Genomic DNA, 16,925 nt, shown 5'->3' with positions numbered 1-16,925 from the left:
CAATCAAGTAATTACGACTGCAATAACCACATCACGATGGGTAATAATACTTACAAATTATTGAGATCTAGCACGTCTCGCATGTCAAAAAGGCCATTTTCTTTGCCTTTTAACCATAAAGCGGATCGTACGGCACCGTTCGCAAATGTCATACGGCTTGAGGCTTTATGCGTAATCTCGACACGTTCGCCAATATCGGCGAACATCGCTGTATGTTCGCCGACGATATCGCCCGCACGTACGGTGGCAAAACCAATCGTTCCCGGAACGCGTTCGCCCGTATACCCTTCACGGGAATAGACCGCGACGTCTTTCAAATCTTTATCCATTGCATGGGCAATTGCCTCACCCATCGCAAGCGCCGTGCCTGATGGCGCGTCGACTTTATAGCGGTGATGCGCCTCGACAATCTCAATGTCGGTATAGTCGCCCATCACTTTGGCTGCTTTCTCCAGCAGCTTCAGCATCACGTTGACGCCAACGCTAAAGTTGGCAGCAAAGACAATCGCGATCTCGTTTGAAGCATCCTGTATGGCAAGCTTACCGGCATCATCAAAACCAGTGGTACCGATGACCATTCCTTTACCGTGCTGACGGCAAAATGCCAGATGGTTCAACGTTCCTTCCGGGCGCGTAAAATCGATGAACACATCAAAATCATCTTTGACCGCATCCAGGCTGCTCTGCACGCAGACCCCCGTCTTTCCAGCGCCAGCCAGCTCGCCCGCATCCGTGCCCAGAAGCGATGAACCTTCACGCTCCAGCGCCGCGCCAAGCGCCACGCCATCCATCTGTAGTGCCGCCTGAATCAGCTGACGGCCCATACGTCCACCCGCGCCCGCAATGGCGACACGGATCTGTGCATCATGCATAGTTATTCTCTTACGTTAAAATGATGTAAACCGTTTTCAGAGTAACCACCCTTCGCTGAGGCTGCCAACTGAAAACACCTATAATTAGAATTTAACGTGAAACCGCCTTAAATATCAGTAAAAGACATGATTTTGTGGTCACGATAAAGTAAGGGATAAAAAAAAGGCCAGCACAGGAGGTGCTGGCCTTTTATCAGAAAAGGGATTATTCCACTTCACGGGCGTCGATACGCAGCTCTTTCGGCACTTCGAAAACAATGTTCTCTTCACGACCTTCCAGCGGTACGGCTTCGCCACCGCCCAGCTCCTGCAGACGAGTAATGACGTTCTGCACCAGAATATCCGGTGCGGAAGCGCCTGCCGTCACGCCGATGCAGTTCGCGTTTTTGACCCACGCTTCCTGAATATCCGTCGCGTCATCAATCAGGAATGCAGCTTTCCCCATTCGCTGGGCCAGTTCTGCCAGTCGGTTGGAGTTAGAGGAGTTTTTGGAGCCGACAACCAGCACCACATCAGCCTGTTCAGCCAGCGCACGCACCGCTTCCTGGCGGTTTGTCGTGGCGTAGCAAATATCATCCTTACGCGGCCCGACGATTTTCGGAAAGCGCTGGCGCAATGCGTCAATCACGTCGGACGTATCATCTACGGAAAGCGTTGTCTGCGTCATAAACGACAGTCGCCCTTCGTTTTTCACGTTCAGCGTGAGGACATCTTCCGGCGACTCGACCAGATACATCCCCCCTTCCGGATTGCTGTACTGCCCCATGGTGCCTTCCACTTCCGGATGGCCCGCATGGCCAATCAGAATCGACTCTTCACCACGGCGGCTGGCGCGCGCCACTTCCATATGTACCTTGGTTACCAGCGGGCAGGTGGCGTCGAACACGGTCAAATCGCGACTTTTCGCTTCATTACGTACTGCCTGAGAAACGCCGTGCGCGGAGAAAATCAGAATCGCGCCATCCGGCACTTCGCTTATCTGCTCGATGAAGATAGCGCCGCGCTCACGAAGGCTATCAACCACATAACGGTTATGCACCACTTCGTGACGCACATAAATCGGCGCGCCGTAAATCTCCAGCGCGTTTTCAACAATGCTGATAGCGCGGTCTACACCGGCGCAGAAGCCGCGCGGGTTAGCCAACAGGATCTGCATTTCAGGCCTCCAGTGCTGGGTCAATCTCCAGCACTTCAACATCAAAATGAACGGTACGCCCGGCAAGCGGATGGTTGAAGTCAACCGTGATGGAATCACCGTTGATTTCGCGGATCACACCAGGCATTTCGCTGCCGTCCATAGCGGTAAAGAGCATAATTGCCCCCATTTCCGGCTCGCCCGCGTTCATAAACTCACGACGCGAGAAATACTGGATCAGGTCCGGGCTTGGCACACCAAATGCCGCGTCAGGCTCTAGCGAAAACGCCTTTTTCTCACCCTCTTTCAAGCCAAGAAGCTGTTGCTCAAGGCCTTCAGAAAGAGAGGTGTCGCCAAGGCGAAACAGGGCAGGTTTGCCGTTGTTGCGGGTGGATTCTGCCGTGGAACCATCATCCAGTTTCAGCGTGAAGTGAACGAGGATCGCGCTGTTGCTCTGTACGGATTTAGACATGCAAATGACTCGCTTGTTTTACCCGGTAGCATAACGCCACCGGGCGAGTGTGTTACGCCTGCTCTTTCGCCGCCGGTTTAGGCAAGAAACCTTCCAGTACGATTAACGCTGCACCGATGCAAATTGCAGTATCGGCCAGGTTAAAGGTCGCGAAATGCCAGTCGCCGACGTAGAAGTCGATCATATCGACCACAAAGCCGTGCCACAGGCGGTCAAACAGATTACCTAACGCACCGCCAATGATCAGCGCGTAGGCAATGTTATTCAGCTTTTGCGTCGCTTTCGAACGGTACATCAGCACCGCCAGGATCACGCAGATACCGATAGCAATACCTGCAAAGAACCAGCGCTGCCAGCCACCGCTATCAGCAAGGAAACTAAACGCCGCGCCGTAGTTACGTGCATAGTGCAGGTTAAGCGACGGGAACAGCGGAACCGTATCCCCCAGAGCAAAGTTCTGGAGGATAAGGTACTTGCTACCCAAATCAATTATCAGCACCGCCACAACCAGCCACAGCCAGCGCAGTCCCGTTGAACAGAGAGTTTTACTCATCAGGCAAACTTACGTTTCTCGCCGTCACCGGCGACGTTGCTTACACAGCGTCCGCAGATCTCTGCGTGTTCCGCCACCTGACCGACATCAGTGGTGTAATGCCAGCAACGCGGACATTTATCACCTTCGGCTTTACTCAGCGCGATTTTCAGCCCTTTGAGCAGTTCGCTCTGCTGAGCATCAGCAGGCGCCGCGGCATAATCCGCAACTTTCGCCCCTGAGGTCAACAGGACAAATCGCAATTCATCGCCCAACGCCGTCAATTTCGCCGCCAGCTCTGGCTCTGCGTACAGGGTCACTGCCGCTTCCAGAGAGCCACCCACTTTCTTGTCGGCACGCGCTTGCTCGATAACCTTGTTCACTTCGCCACGTACTTTCAGCAGCGCATCCCAGAAGGCATCGTTCATCGCTTCGGTGCTGGAGAGATCGAACAGACCTTCGTACCACTCGCCGGTGAAGACATACTTCTCACGGTCGCCTGGCAGGTAGCCCCAGATTTCATCTGCGGTGAAGGACATGATCGGCGCCATCCAGCGCACCAGCGCTTCTGCGATGTGGAAGAGCGCGGTCTGGCAGCTACGACGCGCCACGCTGTCCGCTTTCGCGGTGTACTGGCGGTCTTTGATGATGTCGAGGTAGAACGACCCCATCTCGATGGAGCAGAAACGCATCAGGCGCTGAACCACTTCGTGGAAATCGTAAGACTCATAGGCTTTCAGGATATCGTCCTGCGCCGCTTTCGCGCAGCCGACTGCCCAGCGATCCAGCACCACCATCTCTTCCGGTTTCACCATGTCTTTTACCGGATCGAAACCGTTCAGGTTCGCCAGCAGGAAGCGTGCGGTGTTACGGATACGACGATAGCTGTCGGCAGCACGTTTCAGGATTTCGTCAGACACCGCCATTTCACCGGTGTAATCGGTAGATGCCACCCACAGACGCAGGATATCCGCACCCAGTTTGTTCATCACATCCTGAGGAGAGACGGTGTTACCGATAGACTTGGACATCTTACGGCCCTGGCCATCAACAGTGAAACCGTGGGTCAGAACCTGACGATAAGGTGCTTTGCCTTTCATGGCGGTGGAGATCATCAGCGATGACATGAACCAGCCACGGTGTTGGTCAGAACCTTCCAGATACATATCGGCAGCATGACCCGCAAACTCAGGACGCACATCCACTACCGAAGAGTGGGTTGAACCGGAGTCGAACCACACGTCCAGGGTATCGGGTACTTTTTCGTAGCTATCAGCATCAGCGCCCAGGATATCGCGGGAGTCGAGATCCCACCACGCCTGAATACCGTCCACTTCGACACGCTTAGCGACTTCTTCCATCAGTTCGAGCGTGTTCGGGTGCAGCTCCTGCGTCTCTTTGTGTACAAACAGAGACATCGGTACGCCCCAGGTACGCTGACGGGAGATACACCAGTCAGGACGGTTAGCGACCATGGATTCAATACGCGCCTGACCCCAGTCAGGGATCCACTGCACGCCTTTGATCTCTTTCAGCGACTGCTCGCGCAGGCCTTTCTGGTCCATGCTGACGAACCACTGCGGGGTCGCACGGAAGATGATCGGTGACTTGTGACGCCAGCAGCACGGATAGCTGTGCTGCATTTTTTCAACGTGCAGCAGCGCGCCGCTGGTGCGCAGCATATCGACGATAATATCGTTCGCTTTAAAGACGTTGATACCGTCCAGCGCCGGGTAGGTGCCAGGCAGGTAAGAGCCGTCTGGGCCAACCGGGTTTGCGATTTCCAGACCGTACTTCAGGCTGATGTTGTAGTCGTCAGGACCGTGGCCACCGGCGGTATGAACCGCACCGGTACCCGCTTCCAGCGTCACGTGATCGCCCAGGATCGCCGGAACATCAAAATCCAGGAATGGGTGTTTAAAGCGCATCAGCTCCAGCGCATCGCCTTTTACGGTGCCCAGCACGGTGTAATCCGCGATGTGCGCGCGTTTCAGCACGCTTTCAACCAGATCTTTCGCCAGGATTACCGCCTGACCGTCAACCTGCACCAGTGCATATTCAAACTCGCCGGACAGCGAGATCGCACGGTTGGCTGGCAGCGTCCACGGAGTAGTGGTCCAGATAACCAGAGAGATCGGGCCGTTAACGGAGGAGACGCCAAATTTAGCTTTCACTGCATCCTGATCGACCGCGTGGAACGCCACATCGATAGACGGAGAGGTTTTGTCGTAATACTCCACTTCCGCTTCGGCAAGCGCAGAGCGGCAGTCTACGCACCAGTGCACCGGCTTCGCGCCTTTGTGCAGGTGGCCGTTGCCGATGATTTTCCCCAGCGCACGGATGATGTTGGCTTCGGTTTTGAAGTCCATGGTCAGGTACGGATGCGACCAGTCGCCCAAGACGCCCAGACGGATGAAGTCAGCGCGCTGACCATCAACCTGCGTCGCGGCATATTCGCGGCATTTCGCGCGGAATTCTGCGGCGGTGAACTTCTCACCCGGCTTGCCAAACTCTTGCTCAACTTTGAGTTCGATTGGCAAACCGTGGCAGTCCCAGCCCGGAACGTAAGGCGAGTCAAATCCCGTGAGGCCTTTGGACTTCACGATAATGTCTTTCAGAATCTTGTTAACAGAGTGACCAATATGAATGCTGCCATTCGCATATGGAGGGCCATCATGCAGAATGAAGGTTTTTTTGCCTTTTTTGGCTGCACGAATGATGCCGTACAGGTCATCATCGGTCCAACGCGCCAGCATTCCCGGTTCACGCTTGGCGAGGTCGCCGCGCATCGGGAACCCTGTTTCCGGCAAATTCAGGGTTGATTTATAGTCACTCATCAGATTCTCGGTTCCGTATTTATCACGTAGGCATTTAAGCCGGGTTTGATAGCCCAAAAAACTCACGGGCCGTTAATTCATCTCGCGCGATTTGCGCCTTAAGTTCGTCCAGCGAAGCAAATCGCTGCTCATTGCGTATTTTTTTACGCAGTATTACATCTATATGGCGACCATAAAGGTCCATTACAACGTCCAGCAGATGGACTTCTAGCTGCTGTCGCACTCCCGCGACCGTTGGGCGTGTGCCAATGTTGGCGACACCGTAGAACGGGTTATCGCCGAGGCCTGCGACTTCCACCGCATAGACCCCTTTAACCGGGGAGACCTGACGACGCAGCGGGATATTCGCCGTCGGGAAACCAATGGTACGGCCCAGCGCATCACCGTGGACCACGCGACCTGAAATAGTGAACGGATGCCCCAGCAGGTTTTCTGCCGTGTCCAGTTCATCATTGGCGAGCGCCTGCCGAACCGCCGTGCTGCTGACGCGAACGCCGCCTTCACAGAAGGTCATCGCACTAGTGACGTCAAAACCGTACTCCAGGCCAGCCTTCTGTAATAGCAAGAAATCGCCCTGACGACCAGCGCCAAAGCGGAAATCATCCCCCACTGCCAGAAACTGTACGCCAAGACGATTGACCAGCAGGTCACTGACAAAATTTTGTGCTGTCAGCGCGGCAAAGCGACGATCAAAACGCAGGCACAAGACGTAGTCCACACCGGACTCAGCCAGATAGCGCAGCTTCTCACGCAGGCGAGTGAGGCGGGCAGGCGATTTATCGCCGGCAAACAGTTCCAGCGGCTGAGGCTCGAAAATCATCACTACAACGGGCAGGCCACGCGCCTCCCCTTCTTTACGCAATCCCTGCAACAGCGCCTGATGCCCACGATGCACGCCGTCGAAATTACCAATGGTCAGCACGCACCCGTGCGGGGCTTTGCTGAGATTATGTATGCCGCGTATCAGCTTCATGTCTGGCTCAAAACAGTGAAAATCGCCAAAGTATACCTTGTACAGCGGTTAAGGTTAACCGACGATTGTTCACACAAAACAGAAAGCCGTAATGATTTCATCATGCTGACCTTTCTCAGTAAAAAAATCTGCCCGCGAACTGCGATTTTTATGCCGAAAAGCTGTATTCACGGAAGACAAGCTGGTAGAATCCTGCGCCATCACTACGTAACCAAGCGTCGCTAATTAACGGCGCTTATTTGCACAAATCCATTGACAAAAGAAGGCAGAGAGGGCATATTCCTCGGCCTTTGAATTGTCCACATAGATCATATTTGGGAGTTGGACTTGGCTAATATCAAATCAGCTAAGAAACGTGCCGTACAGTCTGAAAAGGCTCGTAAGCACAACGCAAGCCGTCGCTCTATGATGCGTACTTTCATCAAGAAAGTATACGCAGCAATCGAAGCTGGCGACAAAGCTGCAGCGCAGAACGCATTTAACGAAATGCAACCAATCGTGGACCGTCAGGCTGCTAAAGGTCTGATCCACAAAAACAAAGCAGCGCGTCATAAAGCAAACCTGACCGCGCAGATCAACAAACTGGCTTAATCGCTACTTGTTGTTGCTTGTTTAAAGAACCCGCTTAACGCGGGTTTTTTTATACCTTCATTTTGCAGGTGGCGTAAACAACGCTGAGTAGTCACGATTGCAGATACGCTGTACTGCCGGATGCTGAATCATTCTTTCAGCAAATATCGCGTGATACTCCTCCATCACATTATCCACCCTGCCAATCTCCGTAATCCTGTTGTCCATATAGAGATCGTGCGCGTAAAGCGTTGGTGCCACAAAGATTGCGTTATGCGCTTCGCCAAAGGCTTTCATCAGCGCCGCATCGTCGAATTCTCCCAGGATCTCCACCTTCAGTCCCTGCGAGTTAAACCAGTTCAGTAACTTGCGTCCCAGCATTGAACGTCTTCCAGGCACCAGCAAACGGCGTTCTTCCAGGCAGGCCGGGAATGGTTTTTCCGGTGGCGGGTTAATGCACCAGAAGCTTACACCGCATTCGCCAATTTTTACCGAGAACAGCCCTTCCTGCTGCGTCGAGTCGATGGGGCAGTCTGAGATAATCATATCCAGCTTATGCTGGCTAAGCTGCTCCAGCAGCATCTCGTGGGTGGATTCAAAGCAGCGCAGGTGAATTTGCTCATCTTCAACCACGGCAGCATCCAGCACGCCGCTTACCAGCCTTTTCGACAGCGCATCTGCCACCCCCACATCAAAGAGCAGGTTAGACTCTTTGCGGTAGTTGACGATATCCAGCATCTCCTGACTCAGGGTGAACATCTTGTCCGCATAGCGGAAAACCAGTTCGCCCAGTTCGCTTGGTTCAATCCCGCGGCCCTTACGCTTGAACAGCTTGCCCTGCAAACGTTCTTCCAGCGCCTTGATTTGCCCGGTGATGGTTTGCGGCGTTAGGTAGAGTGCTTCTGCTGCGCCTACGACCGAGCCCTGCTTATAGACGTGCCAGAAGTAGTAAAGATGGTTGTAATTTAAATGAGACATCGCGTCTTCGCTCCCTGATCGTGTATCGGGAGAAGGTCACCCTTCTCCCGGTTTCCTGTTATGCCTGGACGACCTGTCCGGACAATTTCACCTTTAGCAAGGTATAACCAACAACTGCAGCCAGTAATGAGCCGATGAGAATGCCGAGTTTTGCCCAGACGATAAGTTCAGGCGCGTGCGCACCGAACGCCAGCGTCGAGATAAAAATCGACATCGTAAAGCCAATTCCGCACAGCACGCCCACCGCCATAATGTGATTGAAGGAGGTACCATGCGGCAGCGACGCCAGCTTCAATTTCAGCGCCAGCCAGCAGAACAGGCTAATGCCGAGCGGCTTACCGATGAATAACCCGGCAATAATGCCCAGCGGTAACATTGAGGTCAGCCCTTCCAGGGTCACCCCTTCAAGCGACACCCCCGCGTTGGCAAACGCAAACAGCGGCAGGATCATAAAGGCTACCCACGGGTGAAGTACGTGCTCCAGCTGCTTCGCGGGTGATTTGCCATCCTGCGGCTTAAGCGGAACGAAGAACCCGACAATCACTCCAGCCAGCGTGGCATGAACGCCCGATTTCAACACTGCCGTCCACAGCACCATCCCGACCAGCACATAGATACCGATACGACGGACATTAAAAATATTCAGCAATGCCAGTACCGCAATAGCTCCGGCGGCAACGCTCAGAGACAGGAGTGAAAGCTCGCTGGTATAAAACAGCGCGATAATCACAATTGCGCCCAAGTCATCAATGATCGCCAGCGCCATCAGGAAGATTTTCAACGCGACCGGTACGCGGCTTCCCAATAATGCCAGCACCCCGAGCGCAAACGCGATATCCGTTGCCGCCGGGATCGCCCAACCATGTCGGGCGATGGGATCCTGCCAGGTGAACGCCAGGAAGAGCAGCGCCGGAACGATCATTCCGCCGAGCGCGGCAATCATCGGAAACGCAGCACGCTGACGGCTGGCAAGCGAGCCCAGCACCAGCTCACGCTTCACCTCAAGTCCTACCAGCAGGAAGAACACCGCCATCAACGCATCGTTGATCCACAGCAGCATGTTCTTGTTGATTTCCAGTACACCCACTTTTAGTTCGACGGGCGTTTCCAGAAACGCATGATAGAGATCGCGGGTGATGCCTGAGTTGGCTAACACCATTGCGGCCGCAGCAGCGATGATCAAAATGACGCCGCTGGATGCTTCACTGCTAAAGAAACGGTGGAGTAATTTCACTTTAATTCTCTCTTTTACAACAATACCTCGTTAAAACCATAATACCAAGCTAAATAGATCGGCAAAAGCAGGTTAATATTGAGTATATATTCAGTTTTGCCGAACTATATTGCTACAAAAGAAAAAGCCCGGAATCACTTCCGGGCTTTTTGAGGATGAAAATCGACTAGCGGATTAGCGGGTCAAATCATCGAAGAATTTTTTGACGCCATCAAAGAAGCTTTTGGAACGTGGGCTGTTCTTCTCGCCCGTCGGGCCGCCAAAACTTTCCTGCAGCTCTTTCAGCAACTGTTTCTGCTTGTCGTTCAGGCCAACCGGCGTTTCTACCACCACGCGACACAGCAGGTCCCCCTGCGCACCACCGCGTACAGATTTCACACCTTTGCCGCGCATACGGAACAGCTTACCGGTCTGGGTTTCGCCAGGCACTTTCAGGTTGACACGACCATCCAGTGTCGGTACTTCGATTTCGCCGCCCAGTGCCGCCATCGCGAAGTTAATAGGGACTTCGCAATACAGGTTGTTGCCTTCACGTTCGAAAATAGCGTGCTGCTTAACCTGTACCTGAACGTACAGATCTCCAGCTGGCGCACCGTGTTCGCCTGCTTCACCTTCGCCTGTCAGACGGATACGGTCGCCCGTATCAACGCCTGCCGGGATTTTAACGGACAGGGTTTTGGTTTTCTCGACGCGACCGTGGCCGTGACATTTGGTGCACGGATCTTTAATCAGCGTTCCGCGACCATGACAGTGTGGACAGGCCTGCTGAACCGCAAAGAAGCCCTGACGCATCTGCACCTGACCAGAACCGTGACAGGTTGGACAGGTTTGCGGCTGGGTTCCCGCTTTCGCGCCACTGCCGTGGCAAATGTCACACTCTTCCAGCGTCGGGATACGGATCTCTTTAGTAACGCCGCGAACCGCTTCTTCCAGCGTCAGATCCATGTTGTAACGCAGATCTGCCCCGCGCGCGGCACGCTGACGACCGCGGCCACCGCCGAAAATGTCGCCGAACACATCGCCGAAGATATCGCCGAAATCTGCGCCGCCGCCAAAGCCGCCGCCGCCGAATCCACCGCCGCCCATGCCGCCCTGTTCAAAGGCTGCATGACCGTACTGGTCATAGGCCGCACGTTTTTGTGCATCGGTCAGGATTTCGTAGGCTTCTTTAATCTCTTTAAATTTGGCTTCAGCCTCTTTATCACCCTGATTGCGATCCGGGTGATATTTCATGGCCAGGCGCTTATACGCCTTTTTGATTTCACGCTCTTCCGCTGTTTTGGAAACGCCTAAAATCTCGTAATAGTCTAGCTTCGCCATCTTTTTTATCTGCCCCTAACATGCGTGCACGGGCGGAGAGGAAACCTCTTCGCCCGTGCCAGTAATTACCCGTTCAAAGGGCGATTATTTTTTGTCTTTCACTTCTTCGAACTCAGCGTCGACAACGTCGTCGTCCTTCGCGTTGTTCTGGGAAGCATCAGCGCCCGCCTGCTGTTGTGCGTGCTGCTGCTGTGCGATTTCCATCAGCTTCTGGGAAACCTGTGCCAGCGCCTGCATCTTCGCTTCGATGTCTGCTTTATCTTCACCTTTCAGTGAGGATTCGAGCGCGCTCAGTGCAGCTTCGATAGCCGTTTTGTCTTCCGCTGGCAGTTTATCGCCTGCTTCTTCAACCTGCTTACGGGTGCTGTGCAGCAGATGGTCACCCTGGTTACGGGTCTGAACCAGCTCTTCGAACTTACGGTCGGATTCAGCGTTAGCTTCTGCATCACGAACCATTTTTTCGATTTCAGCTTCGTTCAGGCCAGAAGATGCCTTGATGGTGATCTTCTGCTCTTTACCGCTGTTTTTGTCTTTCGCTGACACGTGCAGGATGCCGTCGGCATCGATGTCGAAGGTGACTTCGATCTGCGGCATGCCGCGAGGTGCTGGGCTGATACCGTCCAGGTTGAACTGACCCAGAGACTTGTTATCAGACGCACGTTTACGTTCACCCTGAATCACATGGATGGTTACCGCAGACTGATTGTCTTCAGCGGTAGAGAACACCTGGCTGTGCTTCGTCGGGATGGTGGTGTTTTTGTTGATGAGTGCAGTCATCACACCGCCCATGGTTTCGATACCCAGAGACAGCGGGGTAACGTCCAGCAGCAGTACGTCTTTCACTTCACCTGTCAGTACGCCACCCTGAACAGCAGCACCGATAGCAACGGCTTCGTCCGGGTTAACGTCTTTGCGTGGCTCTTTACCAAAGAATTCAGCCACTTTCTTCTGAACCATTGGCATACGTGTCTGACCACCCACCAGGATTACGTCCTGGATGTCAGAAACGGACAGGCCCGCATCCTGCAGTGCAACTTTCAGCGGCTCGATTGAACGGTTTACCAGGTCTTCTACCAGGCTTTCCAGTTTCGCACGCGTCACTTTGATGTTCATGTGTTTTGGACCAGACGCATCTGCAGTAATGTACGGCAGGTTAACGTCGGTCTGCTGAGCAGAAGAGAGTTCAATCTTCGCTTTCTCAGCGGCTTCTTTCAGGCGCTGCATTGCCAGCGGGTCATTGCGCAGGTCGATGCCCTGATCTTTCTTAAACTCATCAACGAGGTAGTTGATCATACGGCTATCGAAGTCTTCGCCACCCAGGTGGGTATCACCATTGGTTGCCAGAACTTCAAAGGTTTTTTCGCCGTCAACTTCGTCGATTTCGATAATAGAGATATCGAAGGTACCACCACCCAAGTCGTAAACCGCGATAGTACGGTTGCCAACTTCTTTATCCAGACCGTAGGCCAGAGCCGCTGCGGTTGGTTCGTTGATGATACGTTTGACTTCCAGACCTGCGATACGGCCAGCATCTTTTGTTGCCTGACGCTGAGCATCATTGAAGTATGCAGGAACGGTGATAACCGCTTCAGTTACTGGTTCGCCCAGGTAATCTTCAGCCGTTTTCTTCATTTTTTTCAGCACTTCAGCAGAGATCTGCGGCGGTGCCATTTTCTGACCTTTTACATCAATCCATGCATCACCGTTGTCAGCACCGATGATTTTGTACGGCATGATCGCTTCATCACGCTGCACTTCTTCGTCCTGGAAGCGGCGACCAATCAGGCGTTTAATCGCAAACAAGGTGTTTTGCGGGTTTGTCACTGCCTGACGTTTAGCCGGCTGACCAACCAGAGTTTCACCATCCTGGGTATATGCAATGATAGAAGGCGTGGTGCGATCGCCCTCGGCGTTCTCCAGCACACGTGCAGTAGTGCCATCCATAATCGCTACACAAGAGTTGGTAGTACCCAGGTCGATACCAATAATTTTACCCATCTAAACGTCTCCACTAAAAATTCAGTCAACATGTGGTTGTGTACCTGTAATAAGGGCAGAACGTGCTTTTTCAACTGCCCAGATTTGTTTTTTTCAGGTCCACACACTGCGGTTGCTTACAAGATGGGGTCGCAACGGCATCCATCAAGGGGGCAATGATAAAAAAATTTTTAATTTCACCCTGATCAGATCATAGACGGCATCGATGGCGCCCATTATGATGCCGCGCCCCGTCAGGGAGAATTGACGAGGGTTTAACCATTTCACCATATTAATGATGATTTTTTGAGGACTTATGGGCAACACTAAGTTGGCTAATCCGGCTCCGCTGGGCCTGATGGGTTTTGGCATGACCACTATCCTGCTGAACCTGCACAATATTGGGATGTTCCCGATGGACGGCATTATCCTGGCGATGGGCATTTTCTATGGCGGTATCGCACAAATCTTCGCGGGCCTGCTGGAATATAAGAAAGGCAATACCTTCGGCTTAACCGCATTTACCTCTTACGGCTCCTTCTGGCTGACTCTGGTGGCGATTCTTCTGATGCCTAAAATGGGGCTGGCAGACGCGGCAAACGCACACTTCCTTGGGGTATACCTGGGCCTGTGGGGCGTCTTCACGCTGTTCATGTTCTTCGGCACCCTCAAGGCTAACCGCGCACTGCAGTTCGTCTTCCTGAGCCTGACCGTGCTGTTCGCCCTGCTGGCGATGGGTCATCTGGTGGACAACGAAGGCATCGTTCACGTTGCAGGCTGGATTGGTCTGGTGTGTGGCGCAAGCGCTATATACCTGGCAATGGGTGAAGTGCTGAACGAACAGTTCGGCCGCACCATTCTGCCGATTGGTGAAAAACACTGATCCTCTACGTGCCCGCTCTGCGGGCACGTATCGCCTTCCTGTAAGGCATTATCTGCCGAGTATCGGCTCTCCAATCGGTTTCTGATGCAGCCAAACGCCTAGCACTAGCCCCATCAACGAAAGCGCCAGTACATACCAGGCCGGAGCCATCGGCGACACGCTCATCAGCACGGTCACGGCAATCGGTGTCAATCCACCGAAGATGGCATAAGAGACGTTGTAGGAAAACGAGATGCCGGTGAAGCGAACCTCAGGCGGGAACGCGCGCACCATCACGTACGGCACGGCGCCGACCACACCGACGCACAGCCCCACCACTCCGTACAATAAGAACAGTTGCTCAGGATGGCCGCCCGCAAGATGGTAGAACGCCCAGCTCGACGCCGCCAGCAGCAGGCTGCCGACGATAAAAGTCAAGCTTGGGCCAAAACGGTCAACGGCCAGGCCAGCAGCCAGACAGCCAAAACAGAGCATAATGGTCGCGATACTGTTGGCCTGCAGCGTCACCGCTGGGGCGAAACCGTACTGCTTTTGCAACCAGACAGGTGACATCAAAATCACCACCACGATCCCCGCCGACAGCAGCCAGGTAAGCAGCATCGACACCACGACCGCACTTCTGTGGCGTACCACCACGGCCTTAACCGGCAGTTCTTGAGCCAGGGCCTTGCGCTGCTGCATTTCGAGGAAAATCGGCGTCTCCTGCAGCCAGCGGCGCAGGTACATCGCCACCAGACCAAATGCGCCCCCCAACAGGAAAGGAAGACGCCAGCCCCACTCATGCACGGCCTGCTGGGTCATACTGGTGTTGACGAGGGTAGCCACCACCGATCCCAACAATATCCCGACGGTCAGCCCCGCAGTGAGCGTGCCACAGGCGATGCCAATACGGCGCGCCGGCACATGCTCGGCCACAAACACCCATGCCCCGGGCACTTCTCCGCCAATCGCTGCCCCCTGCAGGAGGCGCATCAGCAACAGCAGTAACGGAGCAACAATGCCCATGGAGGCGTAGGTCGGCAGCAGACCAATGGCAAGCGTTGGCACGGCCATCAGAAGAATGCTGAGGGTAAACATCTTCTTACGACCCACCAGATCGCCAAAGTGTGCCATTACAATGCCGCCCAACGGACGGGCGAGATATCCGGCGGCAAAAATGCCGAAGGTTTGCACCTGACGCAGCCACTCCGGGATATCCGCCGGGAAGAAAAGCTCTCCCACCACGGCGGCGAAGAAGACAAAGATGATGAAATCGTAAAACTCCAGCGCCCCGCCCAACGCGGCGAGGGTGAGCGTTTTGTAGTCCTGTCGATTCAGAGGTCGGGTGTTATGTGACATAGCGAACCATTTGTCTTGTATTGTGGATTTATTTTTACAGTAAACGTAAAGAAAAAATTACTATACCGTAAAACCTTTACCACGCTACCGTCGCTTCAGCTAATGTCACATATTGGTTAATTTCAGGAGATTGTTTCGCGACGCGCGCTTTTAGGACGAAATGCTGCTACGACGTTATTGTTAGTTTCCACATACGGACCGTCCAGCAGCTGTATACAATACGGTACACTGGCGAAGATACCCTGCACAATGACGCTGCCGTCTTCCGCTTTCAGCCCTTCCAGCGTTTCTTTGATCGACTTCGGCTGGCCCGGCAGGTTCAGGATTAACGCCTGTTTGCGGATCACGCCCACCTGGCGGGAGAGGATCGCCGTAGGCACAAAGTGTAGGCTGATCTGTCGCATTTGCTCGCCAAAGCCCGGCATTTCACGATCGGCAATGGCCAGAGTGGCATCCGGCGTCACGTCGCGGCGAGCGGGCCCGGTTCCCCCCGTGGTCAGCACAAGGTGGCAACTCATTTCATCCACCAGTTCACACAGGGTCTGCTCGATGATCGGCTGTTCATCGGGGATCAGGCGGGTTTGAATTTCAAAAGGGGTTGTCAGTGCAGCGCCCAGCCACGCTTCCAGAGCAGGGATGCCTTTATCCTGGTAAACACCGCTGGAGGCGCGGTCAGAAATCGACACGAGGCCGATGCGTAAGGTATTCATAGCCATTCCATTCAAAAAATACTGATTAAAGGGAATGATACACGCAGAGGGGAAATTCAGACAGAGTACGAAAGAAGTAGCGTGACCGGAAGCCCGGTCACGCGGAATGATTACAGCAGGTCGCCGATCATTTTTTCCAGTTTGCCCTGGTCAACAGCAAACTTACGGATACCGTCCGCCAGTTTGTCTACCGCCATTGGATCCTGGTTGTGCTGCCACAGGAACTCGGATTCAGTGATGCGCTCTGGGCGTGCTTTCACTTCACCGGTGTAGGACAGTTTACGCTCGAGTGCGCCTTCGCTCTCTGCCAGCTCTTTCAGCAGTGCAGGGGCGATGGTCAGACGGTCACAGCCAGCCAGCTCAATGATTTCACCGACGTTACGGAAGCTTGCGCCCATAACAACAGTCTCATAGCCGTGCTGCTTGTAGTATTCGTAGATTTCAGTAACGGAAACCACGCCCGGATCTTCAGAAGGTGCGTACTCTTTCTTGTCGGTGTTGGCTTTGTACCAGTCCAGAATACGGCCCACGAACGGAGAAATCAGGTATACGCCCGCTTCAGCACATGCACGTGCCTGCGCGAAGGAGAACAGCAGGGTCAGGTTACAGTTGATGCCGTCTTTTTCCAGCTGCTCTGCAGCGCGGATGCCCTGCCAGGTAGAAGCCAGCTTGATCAGGATGCGGTCGTTGCTGATGCCAGCATCGTTATACATTTTGATCAGACGTTTTGCTTTCGCGATAGATGCTTCGGTGTCGTAGGAAAGGCGTGCATCTACTTCGGTAGAGATACGGCCCGGAACCAGTTTCAGGATCTCGAGACCAATGTTCACTGCCAGTTTGTCAGTAGCATCAACAACCTGCTGCGCGCGGTCGTTGCTCTGTGCTTTCGCCCAGGTCACAGCGTCGTCGATCAGTTTGCGATACTCAGGGATCTGCGCGGCGTTAAGGATCAGAGAAGGGTTGGTTGTGGCATCCTGCGGCTGGTACAGCTTCATTGCCGCGATATCTCCGGTGTCAGCTACGACAGTGGTGAACTGACGAAGGGAGGTCAATTTATCCGTCATGATAGTGTTTCTCTTTTAACGTGCCCTGGA

15 protein-coding genes and 1 pseudogene are annotated in these 16,925 nt (G+C 53.8%); 2 read left to right on the top strand and 14 right to left on the bottom strand.

Annotated elements, in window-relative coordinates:
* Positions 1-50: 50 nt before the first annotated feature.
* The 7 genes and pseudogenes from dapB to V5P19_RS13005 all read right to left on the bottom strand — a co-directional run bounded on the left by dapB (position 51) and on the right by V5P19_RS13005 (position 7,047).
* The gene (gene dapB / locus V5P19_RS13035; RefSeq protein ID WP_334403873.1) at positions 51-872 is read right to left on the bottom strand and encodes a 4-hydroxy-tetrahydrodipicolinate reductase; all 822 of its coding nucleotides are present in this window, start codon (positions 870-872) and stop codon (positions 51-53) included.
* Between the two features lie 205 nt (positions 873-1,077).
* On the bottom strand, positions 1,078-2,028 hold the full coding sequence (ispH, locus tag V5P19_RS13030; protein WP_334403871.1) for a 4-hydroxy-3-methylbut-2-enyl diphosphate reductase: 951 nt from the start codon (positions 2,026-2,028) through the stop codon (positions 1,078-1,080).
* A gap of 1 nt (position 2,029) precedes the next feature.
* Complete coding sequence (gene fkpB, locus V5P19_RS13025) at positions 2,030-2,479, bottom strand: FKBP-type peptidyl-prolyl cis-trans isomerase (protein WP_334403869.1); 450 nt, start codon at positions 2,477-2,479, stop codon at positions 2,030-2,032.
* Between the two features lie 52 nt (positions 2,480-2,531).
* On the bottom strand, positions 2,532-3,032 hold the full coding sequence (gene lspA / locus V5P19_RS13020; protein ID WP_334403866.1) for a signal peptidase II: 501 nt from the start codon (positions 3,030-3,032) through the stop codon (positions 2,532-2,534).
* Entirely contained in the window at positions 3,032-5,848 is a 2,817-nt protein-coding gene (ileS, locus tag V5P19_RS13015) for an isoleucine--tRNA ligase (RefSeq protein WP_334403864.1), read from the bottom strand. The genes lspA and ileS overlap by 1 nt, the downstream gene beginning before the upstream one ends.
* A 34-nt stretch (positions 5,849-5,882) precedes the next feature.
* Positions 5,883-6,821 (bottom strand): bifunctional riboflavin kinase/FAD synthetase, encoded by a 939-nt coding sequence (gene ribF / locus V5P19_RS13010; protein ID WP_334403862.1) that lies wholly within the window; start codon positions 6,819-6,821, stop codon positions 5,883-5,885.
* Between the two features lie 7 nt (positions 6,822-6,828).
* Positions 6,829-7,047 (bottom strand): annotated as a pseudogene (locus tag V5P19_RS13005) (DUF2575 domain-containing protein).
* Positions 7,048-7,148: 101 nt separating this feature from the next.
* Between V5P19_RS13005 and rpsT the strand changes: the two are divergent.
* Positions 7,149-7,412, top strand: coding sequence for a 30S ribosomal protein S20 (gene rpsT, locus V5P19_RS13000; RefSeq protein ID WP_003856458.1), 264 nt, complete (start codon positions 7,149-7,151; stop codon positions 7,410-7,412).
* A gap of 57 nt (positions 7,413-7,469) precedes the next feature.
* Here the strand turns inward: rpsT and nhaR are convergent, their stop codons facing one another.
* From nhaR to dnaK, 4 genes are all read right to left on the bottom strand, one after another.
* A complete protein-coding gene (gene nhaR / locus V5P19_RS12995) occupies positions 7,470-8,369 on the bottom strand; it encodes a transcriptional activator NhaR (RefSeq protein WP_334403860.1) in 900 nt (299 codons plus the stop codon).
* 58 nt (positions 8,370-8,427) lie between these two features.
* Positions 8,428-9,603, bottom strand: a complete 1,176-nt coding sequence (gene nhaA, locus V5P19_RS12990) for a Na+/H+ antiporter NhaA (RefSeq protein ID WP_334403858.1) — start codon at positions 9,601-9,603, stop codon at positions 8,428-8,430.
* Positions 9,604-9,777: 174 nt separating this feature from the next.
* On the bottom strand, positions 9,778-10,923 hold the full coding sequence (gene dnaJ, locus V5P19_RS12985; RefSeq protein ID WP_334403856.1) for a molecular chaperone DnaJ: 1,146 nt from the start codon (positions 10,921-10,923) through the stop codon (positions 9,778-9,780).
* 84 nt (positions 10,924-11,007) lie between these two features.
* Positions 11,008-12,921, bottom strand: coding sequence for a molecular chaperone DnaK (gene dnaK / locus V5P19_RS12980; protein WP_334403853.1), 1,914 nt, complete (start codon positions 12,919-12,921; stop codon positions 11,008-11,010).
* A 295-nt stretch (positions 12,922-13,216) separates the two neighbouring features.
* Here dnaK and satP point away from each other — a divergent pair, with 295 nt between their 5' ends.
* Positions 13,217-13,783 (top strand): acetate uptake transporter, encoded by a 567-nt coding sequence (gene satP, locus V5P19_RS12975; RefSeq protein ID WP_334403851.1) that lies wholly within the window; start codon positions 13,217-13,219, stop codon positions 13,781-13,783.
* 48 nt (positions 13,784-13,831) lie between these two features.
* Here satP and V5P19_RS12970 read toward each other — a convergent pair whose 3' ends face one another.
* From V5P19_RS12970 to tal, 3 genes are all read right to left on the bottom strand, one after another.
* Positions 13,832-15,121, bottom strand: a complete 1,290-nt coding sequence (locus V5P19_RS12970) for an MFS transporter (RefSeq protein WP_334403848.1) — start codon at positions 15,119-15,121, stop codon at positions 13,832-13,834.
* A 122-nt stretch (positions 15,122-15,243) separates the two neighbouring features.
* On the bottom strand, positions 15,244-15,831 hold the full coding sequence (gene mog, locus V5P19_RS12965; protein ID WP_334403846.1) for a molybdopterin adenylyltransferase: 588 nt from the start codon (positions 15,829-15,831) through the stop codon (positions 15,244-15,246).
* A gap of 110 nt (positions 15,832-15,941) precedes the next feature.
* Positions 15,942-16,895, bottom strand: a complete 954-nt coding sequence (gene tal / locus V5P19_RS12960; protein WP_334403843.1) for a transaldolase — start codon at positions 16,893-16,895, stop codon at positions 15,942-15,944.
* Positions 16,896-16,925: the final 30 nt, after the last annotated feature.

This window comes from Enterobacter sp. UNJFSC 003 (genome assembly GCF_036903355.1).
Taxonomy (GTDB): Bacteria; Pseudomonadota; Gammaproteobacteria; order Enterobacterales; family Enterobacteriaceae; genus Enterobacter.
The sequence above is the reverse complement of the archived record's forward strand: the minus strand, read 5'-3'. Positions and strand labels throughout refer to the sequence as shown.

Bases quoted from the DNA above. Each gene is read 5' to 3' on its own strand.
- ribF (WP_334403862.1), bottom strand. From the start codon at position 6,821: ATGAAGCTGATACGCGGCATACATAATCTCAGCAAAGCCCCGCACGGG.
- dnaJ (WP_334403856.1), bottom strand. From the start codon at position 10,923: ATGGCGAAGCTAGACTATTACGAGATTTTAGGCGTTTCCAAAACAGCG.
- ileS (WP_334403864.1), bottom strand. From the start codon at position 5,848: ATGAGTGACTATAAATCAACCCTGAATTTGCCGGAAACAGGGTTCCCG.
- dnaK (WP_334403853.1), bottom strand. From the start codon at position 12,921: ATGGGTAAAATTATTGGTATCGACCTGGGTACTACCAACTCTTGTGTA.
- ispH (WP_334403871.1), bottom strand. From the start codon at position 2,028: ATGCAGATCCTGTTGGCTAACCCGCGCGGCTTCTGCGCCGGTGTAGAC.
- fkpB (WP_334403869.1), bottom strand. From the start codon at position 2,479: ATGTCTAAATCCGTACAGAGCAACAGCGCGATCCTCGTTCACTTCACG.
- satP (WP_334403851.1), top strand. From the start codon at position 13,217: ATGGGCAACACTAAGTTGGCTAATCCGGCTCCGCTGGGCCTGATGGGT.
- lspA (WP_334403866.1), bottom strand. From the start codon at position 3,032: ATGAGTAAAACTCTCTGTTCAACGGGACTGCGCTGGCTGTGGCTGGTT.
- V5P19_RS12970 (WP_334403848.1), bottom strand. From the start codon at position 15,121: ATGTCACATAACACCCGACCTCTGAATCGACAGGACTACAAAACGCTC.
- mog (WP_334403846.1), bottom strand. From the start codon at position 15,831: ATGAATACCTTACGCATCGGCCTCGTGTCGATTTCTGACCGCGCCTCC.
- tal (WP_334403843.1), bottom strand. From the start codon at position 16,895: ATGACGGATAAATTGACCTCCCTTCGTCAGTTCACCACTGTCGTAGCT.
- nhaR (WP_334403860.1), bottom strand. From the start codon at position 8,369: ATGTCTCATTTAAATTACAACCATCTTTACTACTTCTGGCACGTCTAT.
- dapB (WP_334403873.1), bottom strand. From the start codon at position 872: ATGCATGATGCACAGATCCGTGTCGCCATTGCGGGCGCGGGTGGACGT.